Source organism: Bacillus pretiosus (genome assembly GCF_052947655.1).
This window is the reverse complement of the sequence record NZ_CM129593.1, coordinates 3,011,572-3,031,502: the sequence shown is the minus strand read 5'-3', so window position 1 is coordinate 3,031,502 and position 19,931 is coordinate 3,011,572. Positions and strand designations below refer to the sequence as shown.

General features: G+C 33.5%; 19 protein-coding genes. 13 read left to right on the top strand and 6 right to left on the bottom strand.

Annotated features, from left to right (window positions below):
• Positions 1 to 18 precede the first annotated feature (18 nt).
• A complete protein-coding gene (locus tag ACU8YW_RS15565) occupies positions 19 to 294 on the bottom strand; it encodes a hypothetical protein (RefSeq protein ID WP_001087713.1) in 276 nt (91 codons plus the stop codon).
• Between the two features lie 391 nt (positions 295 to 685).
• Here ACU8YW_RS15565 and ACU8YW_RS15560 point away from each other — a divergent pair, with 391 nt between their 5' ends.
• The 7 genes from ACU8YW_RS15560 to ACU8YW_RS15530 all read left to right on the top strand — a co-directional run bounded on the left by ACU8YW_RS15560 (position 686) and on the right by ACU8YW_RS15530 (position 9,312).
• A complete protein-coding gene (locus ACU8YW_RS15560) occupies positions 686 to 1,048 on the top strand; it encodes a Na-translocating system protein MpsC family protein (protein ID WP_001968557.1) in 363 nt (120 codons plus the stop codon).
• A gap of 618 nt (positions 1,049 to 1,666) precedes the next feature.
• The gene (locus ACU8YW_RS15555) at positions 1,667 to 3,199 is read left to right on the top strand and encodes an NADH dehydrogenase subunit 5 (protein WP_426934602.1); all 1,533 of its coding nucleotides are present in this window, start codon (positions 1,667 to 1,669) and stop codon (positions 3,197 to 3,199) included.
• Positions 3,199 to 5,823 carry a DUF2309 domain-containing protein gene (locus ACU8YW_RS15550; protein WP_426934603.1) on the top strand — a complete coding sequence of 875 codons (2,625 nt, stop codon included), beginning with the start codon at positions 3,199 to 3,201 and terminating at the stop codon, positions 5,821 to 5,823. The genes ACU8YW_RS15555 and ACU8YW_RS15550 overlap by 1 nt, the downstream gene beginning before the upstream one ends.
• Before the next feature lie 79 nt (positions 5,824 to 5,902).
• A complete protein-coding gene (locus ACU8YW_RS15545) occupies positions 5,903 to 6,415 on the top strand; it encodes a carbonic anhydrase (RefSeq protein WP_088063912.1) in 513 nt (170 codons plus the stop codon).
• 85 nt (positions 6,416 to 6,500) lie between these two features.
• Complete coding sequence (locus ACU8YW_RS15540) at positions 6,501 to 7,931, top strand: cryptochrome/photolyase family protein (protein ID WP_098133163.1); 1,431 nt, start codon at positions 6,501 to 6,503, stop codon at positions 7,929 to 7,931.
• A gap of 111 nt (positions 7,932 to 8,042) precedes the next feature.
• Positions 8,043 to 8,498 carry a TspO/MBR family protein gene (locus ACU8YW_RS15535; RefSeq protein ID WP_088063910.1) on the top strand — a complete coding sequence of 152 codons (456 nt, stop codon included), beginning with the start codon at positions 8,043 to 8,045 and terminating at the stop codon, positions 8,496 to 8,498.
• A 103-nt stretch (positions 8,499 to 8,601) separates the two neighbouring features.
• On the top strand, positions 8,602 to 9,312 hold the full coding sequence (locus tag ACU8YW_RS15530; protein ID WP_088063909.1) for an alpha/beta hydrolase: 711 nt from the start codon (positions 8,602 to 8,604) through the stop codon (positions 9,310 to 9,312).
• A gap of 118 nt (positions 9,313 to 9,430) precedes the next feature.
• On the opposite strand, the gene ACU8YW_RS15525 is transcribed toward ACU8YW_RS15530, so the two are convergent.
• The 3 genes from ACU8YW_RS15525 to ACU8YW_RS15515 all read right to left on the bottom strand — a co-directional run bounded on the left by ACU8YW_RS15525 (position 9,431) and on the right by ACU8YW_RS15515 (position 12,430).
• Positions 9,431 to 10,384, bottom strand: coding sequence for an alpha/beta hydrolase (locus tag ACU8YW_RS15525; RefSeq protein WP_097907816.1), 954 nt, complete (start codon positions 10,382 to 10,384; stop codon positions 9,431 to 9,433).
• Positions 10,385 to 10,440: 56 nt separating this feature from the next.
• Positions 10,441 to 11,382, bottom strand: a complete 942-nt coding sequence (locus ACU8YW_RS15520) for an alpha/beta hydrolase (protein WP_426934604.1) — start codon at positions 11,380 to 11,382, stop codon at positions 10,441 to 10,443.
• A gap of 463 nt (positions 11,383 to 11,845) precedes the next feature.
• A complete protein-coding gene (locus ACU8YW_RS15515; protein ID WP_426934605.1) occupies positions 11,846 to 12,430 on the bottom strand; it encodes a TetR/AcrR family transcriptional regulator in 585 nt (194 codons plus the stop codon).
• A 159-nt stretch (positions 12,431 to 12,589) separates the two neighbouring features.
• Between ACU8YW_RS15515 and ACU8YW_RS15510 the strand changes: the two genes are divergently transcribed.
• The 3 genes from ACU8YW_RS15510 (at position 12,590) to ACU8YW_RS15500 (ending at position 16,076) form a co-directional block, all read left to right on the top strand.
• Positions 12,590 to 13,825 carry a cytochrome P450 gene (locus ACU8YW_RS15510; RefSeq protein WP_426934606.1) on the top strand — a complete coding sequence of 412 codons (1,236 nt, stop codon included), beginning with the start codon at positions 12,590 to 12,592 and terminating at the stop codon, positions 13,823 to 13,825.
• A gap of 469 nt (positions 13,826 to 14,294) precedes the next feature.
• Entirely contained in the window at positions 14,295 to 14,819 is a 525-nt protein-coding gene (locus ACU8YW_RS15505; protein WP_426934607.1) for a TetR/AcrR family transcriptional regulator, read from the top strand.
• A gap of 234 nt (positions 14,820 to 15,053) precedes the next feature.
• Positions 15,054 to 16,076 carry a 2,3-butanediol dehydrogenase gene (locus ACU8YW_RS15500; RefSeq protein WP_426934608.1) on the top strand — a complete coding sequence of 341 codons (1,023 nt, stop codon included), beginning with the start codon at positions 15,054 to 15,056 and terminating at the stop codon, positions 16,074 to 16,076.
• Positions 16,077 to 16,187: 111 nt separating this feature from the next.
• On the opposite strand, the gene ACU8YW_RS15495 is transcribed toward ACU8YW_RS15500, so the two are convergent.
• Positions 16,188 to 16,553: a YxeA family protein gene (locus ACU8YW_RS15495; protein WP_426934609.1), complete on the bottom strand. Its 366-nt coding sequence runs from the start codon at positions 16,551 to 16,553 to the stop codon at positions 16,188 to 16,190.
• A 573-nt stretch (positions 16,554 to 17,126) separates the two neighbouring features.
• On the opposite strand from ACU8YW_RS15495, the gene ACU8YW_RS15490 reads away from it, so the two are divergent.
• Complete coding sequence (locus ACU8YW_RS15490; protein ID WP_106382932.1) at positions 17,127 to 18,665, top strand: alpha/beta hydrolase; 1,539 nt, start codon at positions 17,127 to 17,129, stop codon at positions 18,663 to 18,665.
• A gap of 112 nt (positions 18,666 to 18,777) precedes the next feature.
• Here the strand turns inward: ACU8YW_RS15490 and ACU8YW_RS15485 are convergent, their stop codons facing one another.
• Entirely contained in the window at positions 18,778 to 18,933 is a 156-nt protein-coding gene (locus ACU8YW_RS15485; protein WP_088063940.1) for an acyl dehydratase, read from the bottom strand.
• A gap of 119 nt (positions 18,934 to 19,052) precedes the next feature.
• Between ACU8YW_RS15485 and ACU8YW_RS15480 the strand changes: the two genes are divergently transcribed.
• Both ACU8YW_RS15480 and ACU8YW_RS15475 read left to right on the top strand, forming a co-directional pair.
• Entirely contained in the window at positions 19,053 to 19,439 is a 387-nt protein-coding gene (locus ACU8YW_RS15480) for a YflT domain-containing protein (protein WP_088063907.1), read from the top strand.
• A gap of 85 nt (positions 19,440 to 19,524) precedes the next feature.
• Entirely contained in the window at positions 19,525 to 19,926 is a 402-nt protein-coding gene (locus tag ACU8YW_RS15475) for a hypothetical protein (RefSeq protein WP_061671948.1), read from the top strand.
• Positions 19,927 to 19,931 lie beyond the last annotated feature (5 nt).

Genomic DNA, 19,931 nt, shown 5'->3' with positions numbered 1-19,931 from the left:
AAATAAAAACACAGGGTTTTATCTCTGTGTTTCTTCAAATTTTCGTTTTTGGATATATGCTTGAGCATGGATAATTTCTTTCTGAAGTTCTTTTAATTCTTTCGTAGATCCAGATTCAATCCTCATGTACGTAGTAACTAGACTAATCATCATATCCATCTTCTCTACTATATTTTGAATGACCTGTTCAGATTGCTCTTTTTTAGGGTGTTGTATTGCTATTAAAGCATTTTCTATATAATTGTTTTTTCGTTGCTGGATATCATAAATAAACTGTTTTGTGTTTGAGTTCATTTGTTATTCCTCCGTTTTGGATATACTTCTATTCTATCATATTTGAATGGAAAATATTAGATTACCCTAAATTCACACCTGTCTCGTACATCTCCTCAAATATACAACCTAATCTCTTAACGTACAGGGGTCCTGTCCCATCGCTATCAAGCTAAGAAAATACAACTCCCCCACAATGACCTTTTTAGAAAACTATGCAACAGAGCCTTTATAGTAAGAGTATCTTGTTGGGAATGATGAAAAAATCTATATTGTAATATAAAAAATCACTATGATATGAAAGGATACCTTACAACAATCCCAATAAATTCTTCTCAATAATTGAAAATAAAATCAATCCAGATTATTATATTGTTATTGTAAATTTATTTTATTGAAGGAGGATACATAGATGAAAAGCTCAAAAGGCTCTATTGAATCAGAGATAAGCAAAGCAATTACTCATTGGGAAAAGGACTACTTAGGACGCGGGTCTATATCAGTTAAGACAGATATATTACGGGATATGATTATCGTAAATTTACAAGGTATTTTAACGCCGGCTGAATATACTGTTTGCGAAACAAAAGACGGTATGTTAACGATAAAGAAAAATCGTTCGGAGCTAGTTGAATCTGGAATTGATGATTTGAAAGAGATTATACTAGAATTAACTGGAGAGAAAGTGAAAAGTTTTCATACGGATATAAGCTCCCGTACAGGCGAACGAGTAATGATTTTTAAATTGCTTCATAATCTTGAGGAAAAATTTTAAAAATAAAAAATACCTTAAGGTTAGTGGGAGGATTAAGAAACCTACAAGTTTTGCACTTTATTTAACTTTATTAACATGCTAATAATTAAAAACTTGAAGTTATTTAGGTATAATAAATCGTAATTCAAATAACTCTTAAAAAACTGATAAAGAAATTGACAAACTGCTTAATATGGTTTATCTTATAATTGTTTTAAAAAATTGATAGATGCTCATTTTAACAGTTTGCTATAATTAAGGCTTTAGCATTTTTTTATATGTAATATTGACTAAATGAAAAAGTTTCTTAATGAAAATATAGCACATAACATAAATTGATATATTGATTGCATAATCTAGGAGATCAGAAATATACTTTTCTTTTTAACAGGAGTAATACATACATTATTATCCTCTATAAAATGGGAGCTCTTCAAAAAACTTTATTGAAGTTAGTTGAAGTGAAACCGACAATCTCCATAATTCAATGATGATATAAAATCATTGAATTATGGAAGTTGTCGGTTTTTTTTATGGGAAAAAACGATGCACTGAAAAGAGTGAATGGAAATTGAAATTAAAAAACTGTCTTAAAAGAAATTTTTATAGGTTATTTTCGTTTAGAAGGGGGTATTGTACATGTTAATTTCGCTGAGTTCATCAACACTGTTAACATTATTTTTTATGGCGCTTAGCGCTTCTTGGCTAAGTGGATTATTGTTTTTACATGCAAGGATGCCTTTACGTTTTGTTCATATCCATATTGGTATCGCTGCTTTGCCTTCATTGGTTTCTTTACTCGCACTTGTTAATCACAATGGAGAGAGAGTTGTTGGGCCTTGGCATTTAGATACTTTAGCTTGGTTCATGGCTTTCTTTGTTCTTACAATTGGTTTAGTCATTCAGCGTTTTTCTATACGTTACTTACTGGGAGATCGCTCATATCGAAAATACTTTGCACTTTTTACATTTACTACAGGTGTATCTTCGGTTGCATGGTTAAGTGATGATCTTCGTTTCATGATTATTTGTTGGGGAGCAACTCTTATAGGATTGGTTCTACTCATAGGGCTAAATAAAGGGTGGAAAGTAGTTAGTGAAGCAACAAAAATTTCTAGTTATTTATTTACAATAAGCTGGATTGCCTTGCTAGCAGCTAGCATTTGGCTTTTTCAAATTACTGGACAGTGGCAGTTAACATCAGTTTTAACGAATGAAAATGTAGCTCAATTTGGAACGTTGGAAAAAACGGGGGTCAACTTATTGATTATAGTAGCTGTGATGATTCCAGCAGCACAATGGCCTTTTCAAAGGTGGTTAATTGAGTCAGCTGTTGCTCCAACGCCTGTTTCTGCTGTTATGCATGCGGGGTTAGTAAATGCTGGCGGTATCATGTTAACTAGATTTTCACCTCTTTTTCATGATGATATGGCACAAATCATTTTACTAATTTTCTCTAGTATTTCTGTCTTAATCGGAACAGGAATTAGCCTAGTTCAGGTTGATTATAAACGTCAGCTAGTGGGGTCAACTATTGCACAAATGGGGTTTATGCTTATTCAATGCGCATTAGGAGCTTATTTGGCGGCTGTTATTCATTTAATTTTACATGGTTTGTTTAAAGCTACATTGTTTTTACAAGCTGGTTCTTCCGTACAACGTTTTGGGGCAGTGAAGCAGTCTAATGAAAAGATATCTGATTTATGGATTATGGTCGGACGTGTTTTCGGATTATTTATAGCGATTGCTTTTTGGTTTACGACTTCTGGAGAAGGGTATGAATTAGTTAGTGCGTTCATCTTAGGGTGGTCATTATACTTTTCATGGAAACAACTTGTTGTTTTTGGAGAGGGAAGAATGGGACGAATTGTTGGCGTATTTATTTTAGTTGGATTTTCTCTCATTTACTTTACCGTTCATAATTCTCTTTATAAATGGTTGCATACTGACATGTATCAAAATGTTCAACCTTCAGTTTCAGCCGTTATTTTTGTTATATGTCTCTTATTATTTGGTAGTGCTATTAGTACTCTCGTTACTCGTAATCAATCCTCTACAATATTTGCTGTAATGTATCTTTGGTTCGTTCGAGTAGGTGAGGCGAGACAAAAGTCAGTAGAAAGTCATCCGAGCTATCTTAAACATTATGTATCAAAGGGAGGTAATCAGTGATGAGCATACCGTCAATCGTAACGAAAGAAACTTTAAAAAAGAAAGAGACAAACATTGAAGTACAAGAAAATAATATGAATGATTTAGTTGAATCTGCTAGCCGAGTGATTGCACCACTTTGGCCGATTGCTACATTTGCAGCTCATCACCCTTGGATGGGACTTGAAAAACAATCATTTGAACAAGTTGCAGATTGGTTAAAAGAAATTCGTAATGTGGATATATATCCTAGTGCTGCTATGATTCATTGGGCAAAGGCGAAAGGGGAGATTAAGGAATCATTTTTACAAAGTGGCTTGTCTCATTGGCTTGATTCACAATCTTTTCATATCCCGCGAAAGAAAGCGGAGCAGTTTTGCCAAGCAGCTTTAAAGTTAGAGAAATTACCTTCTAGCTTATTATCATCGCCACAATTAAATAAACTGGCAGAAGAAATGAGTTATATAAATACAGGAAGTATGAAAGACTCTCCTATGCAACCTGTAAGTTCACTTATAGAGAATCAAAAGGGTGAAAACCTATCTGATATTCTTAATTATCATATCATTAAATGGTGTAAATTATATTTGGATGACTCCGGATCAAGTTGGACGATGCCAAATCGAGAGAAAGGTTTGTATCGTGCATGGCATCACCTTATTAAATTTGATCCAGCGCTCAGTAAAAATGAGCGTAGCATTTTAAAAGATTGGCCAGAGGATGCCGAGGTAGCTTTAACAAGAGCTTTATCTGAATTAGGAATTTCTGAATCTAACAAGCAAGCTTACCTTGAAGGGCACTTGCTTGCTTTGCCTGGGTGGGCAGGAATGATACTATGGCGTTCCCAACAATCAATTCAGGAACAGGAACTTATGATTGAATATTTAGCAGTTCGAATTTCTATGGAGCTGGCCATTGTCAAACCTTATTTACCTACAAAAAATCAAAAGGCTGAGAAGAAAGTTGCGATTGTCCCACTTATAGCTTCTTGGATCTATTGGGGGAATATTTCAACCCTGGAATGGTCACAAATGTCTGCAGCTGAACAAAGCGAATTATTAGCATTTGCATATCGTTTTGATGAAAATATTCGCAGGAAACTTTGGCTAGAAGCTTGGGAACAGACGCATGCAGAGCAATTAAGGGAAAAGATTGTTTCTAAGCAACGTGCAACTAATGATAAAAAACGTGTATTAGCTCAATTAGCATTTTGTATTGATGTACGTTCAGAACTGTTTCGTCGCCACCTAGAAAAATTAGGTCCGTTCGAAACGTTTGGAATAGCTGGTTTCTTTGGGTTACCAATTGCGACTAGTGAACTAGGTAGTAATGACAGTCATCCTTCTTTGCCAGTTATATTAAAACCGAAACATCAAATAAAAGAGCTCACGGATGAAAATGAATATAAATCTTATCAACAACGTAAGAAGATAGACAGCTCAGTAAGTTATACGTTTAAAACGATGAAACAAAATGTACTTACAAGTATGTTACTACCTGAGATAAGTGGCCCTTTACTTGGTCTACAAATGATGACAAGAAGTTTTGTGCCAAGAAGAGTAGGTAGTTTCATTCGTAACCTTCGCAAAACAATGTTACAAAAACCTGATACGACATTCTCACTTAATCATGTTCATGATACAAAATGTGAGCTGCCTATCGGTTTTACTAAAGAAGAAAAAGTGAACTATGTGCGTCAAGCTTTAAAAATGGTGGGATTAACAGAAAAATTCGCGCCTTTAGTTGTAATGTGCGGACATAGTAGTCAAAGTACGAACAACCCTTATGATGCAGCGCTTGAGTGTGGTGCTTGTGGCGGAGCAGCAGGGGGATTCAATGCAAGAGTTTTTGCTACTTTATGTAATCTTCCAGAAGTCAGAGAGGCTTTGTCTGCTGAAGGCATTAAAATTCCGGAGGACACCATTTTTGCAGCAGCTGAACATAAAACAACAGTGGATGAATTGGAATGGATTTACGTCCCAGAACTTTCGGAAACTGCGCAAGAAGCATTTGATAGTATTGAGTCGGTTATGCCAAGTGTGAGCCAACATGCAAATAGAGAGCGTTTAACACAATTACCTAATTTTAAAACGAAAATAAAAAATCCGAGTAAAGAGGCACATCGATTTGCAGAAGATTGGAGTGAAATACGTCCGGAATGGGGATTAGCCCGTAATGCATCTTTTATTATCGGAAAACGAGAATTAACTCAGGATTGTGACTTGGAAGGAAGGGCTTTCCTTCATAATTATGATTGGAAACAGGATGGAAGTGGAGATATATTAGCTAGCATCATTGCAGGGCCAGGAACAGTAGCTCAGTGGATAAATTTACAATATTACGCTTCAACTGTAGCTCCTCATTATTATGGTAGTGGAAACAAAACAACCCAAACCGTAACGGCAGGTCTCGGTGTTATGCAAGGAAATGCAAGTGACTTGTTGCCAGGCTTACCTTGGCAATCCGTTATGCAGTCAGATAGTGAGACGTATCATTCACCACTTCGTTTACTAATTGTAATTCAAGCGCCTATTGAATATATAGAACGTTTGCTAAATAATGATTTCACATTTCGAGAAAAATTTCAAAATGGATGGGTCAGACTTGCAAGTATTGATCCAGAAGGACAATGGAAAAACTGGTAACAATCATGTAATGAATAATCAACTATCGTTACTAGTTTAAAAGTTTCATAAATACAATAATGAAGAAGGAGTGCTCCATATGAATTCAAAGAATAAAAAAGTATTATTATTAACAGACATTGAACACGGAATAGAGCCGATTATCCAACAAGTAACTAACATTCAACAAGAAAACGTGTTGACTATACACAGCTATGATTCTGTAATTGTACATCCTTATGGAGATATAATGAGATCTGTTATTATTGCTATTTATCAAGAAAAAGTTGAAGAAATTATTGTTGTCGGAATAGAGGATAAAGAAACTGATATAGTTAATCTACAAATTCAACGTGATTCCATAAAAAATAACAGAGAAATAGACTATCTCTTTAAAAATTGCATGCCTGAATTTTCAAGTGGTAGCCTGAATGCATGGCTAAGTGGACAAGAAAATGTTAGTGAAAATATTGAGAAGAGTATAGATATGATTCGTCATCATCCGTTAGTACCTTCTGATATTAAAGTTCATGGTTTCATGATTGATAGAACAGGTGAAAAAGAAACGGTTGTTAAAATTGCTACTAATAAAATAGTTGAAAAAGTTAATTAATCTATTAAAGACAAATAAATTCTTATGTATAAATTACTGTTATATAATAAAATTTAATATGTTTTAAGAATTAGAAGGGATAGTTATGCAAAAAAAAATTATTGTTATGTTTCAAAAAGATTTTCGTTTATATGATAACCCAGCTCTATTTGAGGCTGTTCAGTCTGGTGAGGTTCTTCCGGTATATGTACAAGATGAAACTTTTTCAATAGGAAGTGCATCAAAGTGGTGGTTACACCATGCTATAATAGATGTCCAAAAGCAACTTGAGGCATTGGGATCTACTTTAATAATTCGCAAAGGAAATACACTGGAAGAAATACTTTCTCTCATAGAACAATTAGGTATAACGGCTGTATATTGGAATATTTGTTATGATCCGGACAGATTACAATCTAATCAAAAAATGAAAATAATGTTAGAAGGTAAAGGTATTATCTGTAAGGAATTTAATTCGCATTTATTATTAGAACCGTGGATTATTAAAAAGAAAGATAACACTGAATATAAGGTGTTTACGCCTTTTTACAATGCATTTCAAAAGCAGGAAATACCTAAGCCTATTAGTAAAGTGCAGCGTATAAAGGGAGGAAACTCTTTACCAGCAAGCTTATCTGTTTCAGAATTACATTTGCTGCCGACTATACGGTGGACATCTCATATTGAATCAATATGGGAGCCTACAGAAGAAGGGGCATACAAAGCATGTAAGAAATTTTTCTCTAGCAAATTAGCCTCTTATAGTGAAGGAAGAGACTTTCCAAATGAAAATGCTCATTCGATGTTGGCACCATATCTTTCATTTGGCCAAATATCAGTGAGGTGGATGTATCATTACTTAATCAATAAAAGTACCGAAAGACAATGTAGTCTTTTTGAAAAACAAGTGAATAGTTTTATCCGTCAATTGATTTGGCGAGAGTTTTCTTATTATTTGCTATATCATTATCCATTTACAGTATATAAACCTCTTAATAAGAGCTTTGAACATTTTCCATGGAATAATGAAGAGGAGTTATTAACAGTATGGCAGAAGGGTGAAACTGGTTATCCGTTTATTGATGCGGGAATGCGGGAACTATGGCAAACAGGTTTTATGCATAATCGAGCAAGAATGGCTGTAGCTTCTTTTCTTGTAAAGCATTTGTTAATTCCGTGGCAAGAAGGAGCAAAATGGTTTATGGATACACTACTAGATGCTGATATTGCAAATAATACAATGGGATGGCAATGGGTTGCTGGAAGTGGGGCAGATGCATCACCGTACTTTCGTATTTTTAATCCCATCACACAAGGAGAAAAGTTTGATAAAAATGGAGAGTATATAAGAAGATGGGTACCAGAATTAAGAGATGTGCCTAATAAATATATACATAAACCTTGGGATGCACCTGAGCATATTTTACAAAAGGCCAATATAAAGCTTGGTCATACATATCCTTTACCAATTGTTGATCATAAGGCAGCACGTGAGAGAGCACTTTTTGCATATAAAAGTATGAAAGAGTTCGTATAAAATAGATTAAACAATATGTATTTGAAATTTAAATATTAGAAATTTATCCAATACGAGGACATACTAATCATATAAAGTTTCTATAATCTTCTAGTAAAAAGGAGAATGTTTATGAAAAAATCTAGTATTATAGTATTTTTACTAACATATGGTTTGTTTTATGTTTCTAGTATTTTCTTTCCTATTGATCGTATGTGGTACGATGCACTAGAAAAGCCGTCTTGGACACCTTCTGGTATGACAATTGGAATAGTTTGGGCTGTATTATATGGACTTATTGCATTGTCGATTACAATTATTTACAACAAATATGGTCGTAAGCCAAAAACATTTTGGTTTGTATTCCTTTTAAATTACATGTGCAATCAAGCGTTCAGCTACTTTCAATTCAGTCAAAAAAATTTATTTTTAGCAACAGTAGATTGTTTACTAGTCGCTATTACTACGTTACTTCTCATAGTGGTTTCTTCCAAATTATCTAAAGTATCGACATGGTTGCTAATTCTATATTTTTTATGGTCTGCATTTGCTACATATTTATCTTGGACCATTTATAGTATAAATTAAAGAAGTAAATGAAAACTTGAGCATAATAAAAATGCTCGAGTTTTTATGTTTACTAATGAAAATCTAAAATATAGAATATATACATCTTAGGGAGGTCATCTTTGTGAAGAAATGGATAAAAATTACGCTGTACTCTTTACTAGGTATTTTACTTATAGGAAGTATTAGTTTTTTTGTTTGGTCTCAGTTTACTTATAAACCGACGAAAGAGGCTTTATCGTTAGTAGAGGATAAAAAAGATGAAGAGAATATAGTTTTTGGAGAGAAAGATGGTAAAATAGGGGTTATTTTTTATCAAGGAGCTAAAGTAGAAGCTGAGGCTTATAGTTACTTAGGGGAAGCTCTCGCAAAAGATGGACATTTTGTAGTGATGCCTAAGTTGCCATTAAATTTAGCGATATTTGGAATCAATGCAGTAGACAGTGTAATGGAACAGTATCCTGAAGTTCAGAAGTGGTATGTTGCGGGGCATTCAATGGGGGGAGCTATGATTTCTAAGTATGCTTTTCAACATGAAGACAAGATAGACGGGATCATTTTCTTAGGTTCGTATCCTGCAGATGACTTCTCTACGAAATCGATTCCGATGTTATCAATTTATGGGGAAGTAGATGCTTTAGCAACAGTAGAAAAAATAGAGAACAATAAAAGGTTCATGTCAAAGAATACAACTATGCACATGATAAAGGGCGGAAATCATGCTCATTTTGGCATGTACGGTGAGCAAAAAGGTGATAATGCAAGCTTAATTACGCCAAAAGCACAACAAGATGAAACAGTGAAAGTAATTGAAGAATGGTTGTTAAAACAATGATAACAAACTTAATAAATCGATCGAAAAAGACTCTTACTATATAAGAGTCTTTTTTGAGTCTGATTGGAAAATATATAAATAACTAGTAGAAAAAATCAATTTTTCATTAAGCTGCCATTTAAACTTCTGTTTTTTGTAATGCTCGTTTTAATGCACTGATATATTCTTTCTCAGCTCTTTGGCTAATTTCAGCATTAGGAACTATTAATTCAAATCCGTGGTAGCCACCAGGATAAACATGAAATTCTGTTGGTACTCCTGCCTGAAGTAGTCTATTCGCGTATTCGATTGTTTCGTCACGGAATGGGTCCAATTCACCAACACATGTATAAGTTGGTGGAAGTCCTGTAAGGTCACTTGCACGAGCTGATGCAGCGTATGGAGATACCTCTTCACCGTAAGCTGAACCTAAGTACATTTTCCAGCCAGAAATATTAGCTTCTCTGTTCCATACTTTTTGATCTGTTATCTCAAAAGTAGAAGGTGTAATATTACGATCATCAATCATTGGGCATAGCGGCATTTGGAATATGATTGAAGGTCCCTTTCTATCTCTTGCTAAAAGAGCAAGGGCTGCTGTAAGTCCACCTCCTGCACTCATTCCGGCAATTGCAATTCGAGAAGAATCGATACCAAGATCTTCCGAATTATTAGAAACCCACTGTAAAGCTGCATAGCAGTCTTCAAGTGGTGCAGGGAATGGATTTTCCGGTGCTAATCGATAATCAACTGAAACCACTACACAGTCGGCTTCCAATACAAATTTTTCACAAAGTCTATCATCCATTTCGGGTAATCCTACTGTATATCCACCACCGTGAATCCAGAGAACTCCAGGTAAATCTTTTGTGTTTTTAGTTGGTTCATAAATGCGAATTCTAACTTCTGGTGCTCCTTCAGGTCCAGGTATTAATCGATTGGATACCATAATTTTATCATTCGACGTTAAATCAGTTGCAGCAAAAGTTTCATTAGCCCACGTTCTATATTGTTGGAAATTTTCTGGACTATTATCTATTGCTGGTAATACAGAAAATATTTCTTTTAATTCTGGATGTACTCTATTTTTCATAAAAGCCTCTCCTTTAGTTTTAAAAAATTTATACAGAAATGAATTCTCTCCTTCAGTTATTTTTTTGCCAAACCAGTCTTAACTGCTCGTACATAATCATTCCAAGCGTGAATAGTTATATCAGCATCTGAAGGTAGCATTTCAAACCCATGATAAGCTCCAGGGTATAAATGGAATTCAACATCAACACCAGCTTCTGCAAGTTTCGTTACATAGGTTAATGTTTCACTACGGAATGGATCTAATTGACCAACACATGTGTAGGTACGTGGAAGATTACGATAATCTTCTGCTCGAGCAGCGGCTGCATACGCAGGAATATGATCCGTTCCATGTAATTCTCCTAAATACATTTTCCATCCAGCTTCATTTGTCTTTTGATTCCAAGTAAATCCTTCTTTAATTTCATTCGCAGAAGGTGTAATATTACGATCATCAATCATTGGATAAAGTGGCATTTGGAAACAAATAGAAGGGTATTGTCGATCACGAGCTAATAATGTTAATGCTGCTGTTAGTCCACCACCAGCGCTCGCTCCTGCAACCCCAATTCGATTTGAATCAATGTTTAAAGCTTCTGCGTTATCAGCCATCCATTTTAGTGCTGCATAACAATCTTCAATTGGAGCTGGATAAGGATGTTCAGGAGCTAAACGGTAATCTACATTAACGACCATACAGTTTGCTTCTTTTGCAAATCTCACACAAAGGATATCATTCTCATCTGCAGACCCTAAGATATAACCGCCACCATGTATCCATAACAGGGCAGGTAAGGATTGATCATTTGATTTTGGACGATAAATTTTTAATCGCAATGGATTCGCATCAGGCCCCTCAATGATTTCCTCTGTTATCGAAAGTGATTCATCACCAATAATATCTGGTAAGATTAGTGCGGCTTGTTCTCTCATTGCTGGCAAGTTCTCTGGACGTAACTCAAAATCTGGAATCATTTCTAACGCTGGTAATAACTTTGGATGTACTCGATTCTTCATTTTAAAAGCTCCTTTTTATAGTGTTTTGTCTGAAAGGTGAAATATTATTTTTAAGCTAGCTATGTTTAGTAATTTACCATAGGCATTAGAGGAAAACGATAATCAAAAATGTGTATATGTTTCAAAATGAGACAAAAATCCCAAATTGGCTCATTTCTTAATAAACTTCTAACGGTATGTAGAAAATATATACAGTACAAAAATCAGTAATCAAATTTATTTATGAATCGTGTCTTTACACACGTATTTTATCCTGTATTTCCTTCTTCGAGCTTAGGGATTAAGGGGCTGGAAATGGATTGATGTGTGATTTATATGTTGTATTATAAAAAAGAAAAAGCATCAGCCTTCTTTCTTGTAGTAGAAAGAAGGCTGATGCTTTTTCTTTTAGTTTAGCTGCTTTAACATCAAACAGACTTAAATAAAAACAATGGGGTAAGAAAGCATAGAGCTTGGATGAAATTTATGGTTTTAAAGACTTTAATGCTAATTTCATATAAGTATCCATTCTCTGCTCTAAAGAGTATGCTCCCTCTAAAATACACCAATCTAATATAAGCCCTCTAGCGAATGTAAAAAGATACGTTGTTATTTCTTCTACACTCATATCATTTGTTAATTCCTTTTCGAGTTGTCCTTTATAAACAAAACTATTTAGAGCTTTGTAAATTAATGAAGGCTCATATATAAATGATCTTTTGTTTAAATCATTAAGAAGATTTATATGTAACTCTAATTTAGTTGTATATTCAGCTATGCATTGGAAGAAATTTAAAATAGTCGTTTGCACTGTTGTATGTTGATCAATATTTCCTAATTCAACATGTAGGTTTTCGTCAATTTGTTGAAATATTTTTTTGTAAATATCCTCTTTGGAAGAGAAATAATGATAAAAAGTTCCTACTGAGACATTTGCTTTTTTACAAATATCTTCAATTGTTATATTCTCAAATTTTTTTTCTTTCGTTAAATTCAAAAACACATGAGATATATTGCTCTGTGTTAGTAGAGCTTGTTGTTTTCTTTTGGTCAGATTTTTTTTACACAAAGTTTATTCCTCCTTGATTATATATTAACTGATATCTTAAAAATGAAAAAGTAGTTTGAAAATATGTTTTATTGTTATATAATCTTCATTAAACCGAATGATATTCGGTGAATTATATTCGGTTTAATGTAAATAATTTTTTGAGGGGAGATTGTATATATGAAAACACCTTATGAATCAATTATTATGATTCATACAAATAAGCTGATAGGAAAAAAGGCCTTGGAAGATCTATATGATCCATTTGCATGGTATAAAGTAATGCGACAGGAAGAACCTATTTGTTTTAATCCTCAGGCTGACATGTGGAATGTTTTTTTGTACGACGATGTAAAAAGAGTTTTAGAGGATAAAGAGTATTTTTCTAATATTATGCCCGAAAAGAAGAAGCCTCCATTGCCCCAAAGTATCCTTGGAATGGATCAACCAAAGCATACGCAAATTCGGTCTATTGTAAATCGTTCTTTCACTCCTAAAGCATTAGAGGTATGGGAGCCTAGAATCCAAGAAATCACAGAAGATATCCTTACTCAATTATCTAATCGCGAAAATTTTGATATTGTCCAGGAGTTATTTTATCCTTTACCGGTTATAGTAATTGCGGAGATGTTAGGTGTTTCTACTAATGATATGGGCAGATTCAAGAATTGGTCTGACATTATCGTAAGTTCACCCAGTCATGATGATCCGGATTATTTAACAGAATTTTTTCATACACGTTTACAAGCAGAAAATGAATTAGGGAATTTTTTTGAAGAAATTATAAAACTTAATCGAGGAAAAGCCCAAAAGGATTCAAATGATATTATTTCATTATTAGTTCAAAGTGAAGCAGATAAAAATATTTCGGGTGAGGAATTAGTGGCGTTTTGTAAATTATTATTAGTAGCAGGAAATGAAACAACAACCAACTTGCTCGGCAACTTATTATATTGTTTAATTGAACATCCAGATGTTTATAAACAAATACAGCAGGATACAGCTCTTATTCCAAAATCAATTGAAGAAGTATTGCGTTATCGTTCACCGGCTCAAAGAGTTGTACGCAGAGTAAAAAAAGGAATGCAATTAAATGGCCAAACTTTACAAGTAGATCAAATCATCTCAGCTTGGGTGGGATCAGCTAATCGAGATTCTAATTATTTCAAAGATGCTGATAGTTTCAATATACACCGTAAGCGCAATCCCCATCTTGCATTTGGTCATGGAATCCACTTTTGCTTAGGGGCTCGACTAGCTAGGTTAGAAGCTAGAATTGTCTTGATGGAATTAACTAAAAAATATAAATCATTTTCGTTCATTGATACTAACCTTCCCATCCCTATCTCAAATAGTAGTTCTGTATACGGATTGAAATCTTTTCCGGTGAAAAGTGAAATGATCCAAAGAAAATAAATAGTTTAGCCCTGGTGCAGGTGCATCAGGGCTTTAATTCAAATGTACATCCTAAAATAAAAATGTATCTTTCTATAATTAGTTGAATCATTTTTTGGATTTGGGTAAAACATTATTTTTAGCTTGATGGTGATGTAGAACACCCCGTATGACTGCTACGAAATAAAGCAGGCTATTCAATTAGTGTGAATGAATCGAAAAGCTTCCTGAGTTGTGCAAATATTAATGGGGAAAAATAATCCTTATCAATGGAGAAACTAAAACATTACGAAGCTTTAGAGGCATGCAAGCTCGCAATTATTGTATTTCGGTGGTCAACTCAAGGTTTAGTGCATTCATATATCGGTAAAAATTCACCTTTAATCAAAAGTGTATGAATTACTAACGGATATAGGGAATGGGGACTATATAAATAAAATGACTATAATTTTAATCATTATTAAGAGTTTAATATAGGAGGTTACTTAAATTGAGCAATTTTACACGATTACGCACACAAAACATAATAAAAGATGCGTTCATGGAATTATTAAAAGAAAAAACATTTTCATCCATCACAATTAATCATATATGTGAAAAAGCAATGATTCATAGAAGCACATTTTACCGTCATTACGAAGATAAATATGAGCTATTTAGTGATGTGTCAAATTTCATCGCAATAAACCTCTTTGAACAAACAAAGCAGGCTTCCGATTTAGAACGTACATTGTTTGAGGAAATAATCGAATACATAGATGTTAATCGTACATTGTTTTTTAATATTACCAGTAAAAATAATAGTCTTGAGTTATACAAGAAATTGATTCAGTTTGGTGCAGAAAATTCAATGGAATATAATGATCCACTTTCCAAACGAATCCAAACCTCTGATTACCCAATGGTACTATGTGATTTCTACTGTAGTGGTTTTTTTGAGATTATAAAAAAATGGCTAAACAATGAATATTCATATACAAAAGAAGAATTAATTCAGATTTCTAAAAACTTATAGACAAATGAACCACTTCATAACATATGTCTCACTTTGAGATATATGTTATTTTTTGATCATCGAATTCCTCCAAAACCTATGATAGATTAATGAACATAGCAAAGGAGGAAAGGAATTAGGAGGAAGATTAAAGAGGAAAAGAAACTTGCTTTCATGCTTTGAAAAATGAATTACAATCTAATGTTAAATGAAAAATTATATATAATATTTGAATGATTTAAAGGAGGATTTTTTATGAAGGCTGCAGTGTGGTATGGCGAAAGAGATATCCGTATCGAGGAAAGAGAAGTGAAAGAATTACAACCTAATGATGTAAAAGTTAAAGTAGCATGGGCTGGTATTTGTGGGTCTGATTTACACGCATATTTGCATCCAGATTCAGTACCAATGAATAAGAATATGATAATTGGACATGAATTTTCTGGTGAAATTGCAGAGGTTGGTTCTCATGTGAAAAAATTTAAAGAAGGTGACAGAGTGTGTATCTATCCAATGATGCTTAAAGATCCTTCAAATGCTGAAACGGAACGTTTCATCACTTTAGATGCAGTTGGTGCACATACTGATGGAGGGTTTGCTGAATACGTGACACTTCCACAAAAAACGATTTTTAAAATTCCAGATAATTTACCACTAGAAGTAGCAGCAATGGTTGAACCCGCAGCTGTATCTTTCCAATCAATTAAGGATTCAAATGTAAAAGAAGGAGATACTGTTGTTGTCTATGGAGCGGGTCCAATTGGGTTATTTGCTGTTTTAGGCGCAAAAGCTGCAGGCGCTTCGAATATTATTGTTATCGATTTATTTGATAGTCGACTCGATAAAGCAACTGAAATGGGTGCAACACATGTCTTTAATGCTAAAGAAGTGAATCCTGTTGAAGAAATTCGTAAATTATTCCCAGATGGAGCAGATGTTACAGTTGAAGCTGCAGGTGTTGATTCAACATTTAATCAAGCTATTCAATCAACTAAAGTTCGTGGCACAATGATGGTTATCAGCTTCCATACGCAAAATATCCAGTTTAATGCTCCTGCTTCACTAATTTTTAGTGGTGTAAAATTAATGGGGTCTGTAGGATACAGTAATGAAACTTACAATGAGGTCATTGAATTACTTGCTAACGGAGGGTTGCCAGCGCAATCAATTATTACAAGTAAAGTTGATATAGATAATATCGCTGAACAAGGCTTTGAAGCGTTAATTCATGATAAGTCTCAAGCAAAAATTCTAGTTAAATTAAGTGGCGCACATTAATAATATTGCAGATAAATGAACTTGCGACGCGTAACAAATGAATTAGAGCTAAACAGTAATGATAAGTCGTATCCATAAAATAAAAGAGCCAGCTCATACGAGTAGGCTCTTTTATTTAACTTTTATCTCCAATTTTCCTCTTATTTTCTCCGGAATATCTTTTTCAGAAATAATATCGTAAGAAAAGACATATCTTCCTTTTACATGAATTTTTAAGTAAGTTTTTTTTATAAAATCATTAGGGGTGCTAGTTCCTACTGTATATTCTTTCTCATTCTTTGATTCATCAACACCTTTTATGGTGTACATAGCTCGTCCTTTATGATGATAATCGGGAACACCATATCCTTTCGCAATGGCGTATACATTTTTTTCTTCAGCAATCGGATTAAATCTATCCAAATCCCCCCGTAATATGAAAGGTAGTAAGTATATAGGTAGGCCTATTCCTAGTATGCAAAGTACAAATTTCTTCATGATCATTTCTCCTCTTGTTCATTTACAGGATTCAGTATAGAAAAAAATTCTTATAAATATAGAGGGAAATTCCTTAAGGTTTTCTTAATAAAGTTTAACCGTGTGAAAAAGATTAAATTGAGTATTAAGCTTACGGGATGAATAGCCAAATCCCCTGTTTTCTTTATTTTTTGATGGTAGGTTATTTGGTTTTATATTGGTATGAGTGAATTAAGAAATAAGTGAGAGTTAGGAACTAGAATAAATGTATCGTACAGTAATAAGAGAATTATCTAAATAAATTATAGTGAGAACAATTAAAGAAAGCATCTAGTAGGGTGCTTTTTTCTTTTGAAACAGAGAATCTCATGGGTCGGTTACATGTAATTTCGTGCTGTACTTCTAGGTCATTGGAAAATCCAACAATAAAAAAAGAGGGGGAAGGCGTTTTTTATTGAAGTTTGTTAATGATAGATTTTTAACTTGGGAGGGGGATTGTAAAATAGATTATTAATCTCTTTGGTAATTTTTATTTTCCTTATAGTTGGCATATTGTATTAGAAATTTTAAATTTTGAAGGGAGAATCAATAAGTATGGGTAAGAAAAGAAGAATAAGTAATAAGTTATTACTTATCAGTGCAATTTTTACAATAGCAATTCCCTCAGTCTCATATGCGGAGGAAGTAATTTCACCTGAAAATTTTAAGAGCTCTTCAAATTTGTATAAGGGACGGAATACGGAAATTTTGAAAACAAATTTATATCCTAATACATATAATAATCCATTTAACCACCAATTTATTTCAAAATTAAAGGAAGTAAACACAAATATAAAAAAAATAGACAATAGTGATGATGAAAATCCTATTATATCTACTACTCTTTCATTTATTCGCCATATGAATAGTGAAGATTATAAATCTGCATTTGATTTAACCTCAAGGTCATTACAGAAAATAATATCCGAAGAATGGTTGAAGAGCTATTGGGAGGGACTTCCAGTTCAATTACAAGCAGGTTCTTTTATAGAAATTGGAGAGGTTACACAAAAAGAGACAAATCCTGTTCATACAAATGTGGAGATTCAATTAGTTTTTGAAAAAATGACTGTACCTTTACTAATTAAACTAGATCCATCTGGAAAAATAGACGATTTTCAACTAAGCATGTCGTTTAGTCCTGTTGCTGAGCGTCCATCATATAGTAAGCCTGAATCATTTGTTGATAAAGAAGTAGTAGTTGGAAGTGGTGCATTTCCATTACCAGGAACATTGTCGGTTCCAAAAGGAAATGGTCCTTTTCCAGCGGTTATTCTTGTTCAAGGATCAGGAGCAACTGATCAGGATGAAACAGCGTTTGCTTTAAAACCATTTCGCGATTTAGCTGAAGGTCTTGCATCGAAGGGAATTGCTGTCCTTCGCTATAATAAACGAACGTATGAACATGGGTTGAAAACACAATTCAGTCCCTTCTATACAGTTGATAAAGAGACAACAGATGATGCTCTTCTTGTAACTCAATTTCTTAAAAATGAGCCTCTAATAAATAAGAATCAAATATATATTCTTGGTCATAGTCAAGGTGGAATGATGCTTCCGAAAATGATTGAAAAAGACCAAAATCAAAATATTGCTGGGGCAATTGTAATGGGTGGGCCAGCTCGTACGATTCAAGACGTTGTTTTAGATCAATTTGAGTATCTTTTTTCTATTGGAGCAATGAACCAGGAGCAATATAAATTCTACAAATCGCAATTTGAATTATTAAAGGATCCAAATTTCTCTGGTCAGAATCCTTCAAAAGATTTTTACTTAGGATCAGCAGTATTTTGGGATTCTATTCGGAAAATTAAAGCAGCAGAAATGTCAAAAGAACAAAAGACACCGCTTCTTATTATTCAAGGGGAAAGAGACTATCAAGTTCAATCAAAAATCGAAATTCCTCTTTGGAAAGAACAATTAAAAGAACGAGATAACGTTGATTATCAGCTATATCCAAAGTTAAATCATTTCTTTACAGAAGGGGATGGAGAAATAAGTAAACCGGATGAATATTATAGTCCTGCTAATATTCCTGAGTATGTTATAAATGATATTGCTGCTTGGGTGCAAGGAAGATCGCAATTAAATTAGCAACTATATGTTTTAATAAAGACTTTCTTTCTGTAATCAAACTAGAAACATTATTAGGTTATATGTTTTTTAGCACTCTTTTAAAAAGAGTGTTTTTTTATTTTCCTTTGATTTAATTAACGAAAAAAAATATCTTATACTCCTTTTGTAACTTTTTTAAATAGAAATTTTCTATAAAATAATGGACTTGTCTTCCAAACAAAGCGTTATTTGTAACCCTGTTATCAAAGCAAAGTGCTCGTGACATTTCTTTGATATTCAAAAACAGTAATAACCTATTGTGTGAAGTTTTTTGAAAATTTAGGTTTAACATCTTTAAAATAGGTGTATTACATATTACATAACAACTAAATAAGAAAATAAAAAATCTAAGGGAGGAAAAATACAATGCATAAGAATGAAAGAAAACCGGTGGTTCATGAATATGAAAATGAACAGGAAGTAGTTATGAAAGTAAAAGAGCTAGAATTGCAAGGGATTCGCCAAGATGACATTTACGTTTTAACACATGAAACACATCTAACAAAAAAGATTGCGGATGATACAAACACAAATACGATTGGAGTAAAAGAACAAGGATTGGGTACAAGTATTATCAACTTTTTCTCCAAAAAAGGGGACGAACTCCGAAATCAAATGGAGGAAATGGGGTTGTCGAAGGAGGAAGCTAATTTATATGAAGAAAAATTAGATCAAGGGAGAATTTTACTTCTAGTAACAGCTGAAACACCAACGGCGAGTGATAGACAGCCGCAAAACTATCATTCTCTCTAATAGATTGCAACATCTGATAAATAGGTAAGTTAATTATTTTAGGTTGTAGTATGGAAGAAAATAAAAGTAGAGAAGGGTGAGAAAAATGAAACATACAATATTTAAATATGCTGTGATTGGGATTACGACCGGAGTCATGGTCTCCCTATTAAAAAAAGAAAATCGGAAAGCTATACAAACAAAAGGAAAAAGCGTAAAAGACAAACTACAAGAAGGAAACATAAAGGAAACATTAGAGAAGGTAACTGAGACAAGTAAACAATTCTCTGTAACTGCAGCTAATGTTGCAAAACAAACATTACCACAACTGCTTACAGCCACACCGGTTGTCATTTCTACTATTAAAGATTTAACAGAAAACGAAAATAACAAAAAGAAAAAAGATGAAAAGGATAACGAAATAAATCAAAATAGTAAGGACATAGACGGAGAAAAAACGAAAAATGAAAAGAAATATATGAAAGAAGGGAAAGAAGAGAGTGCTTAGATTTA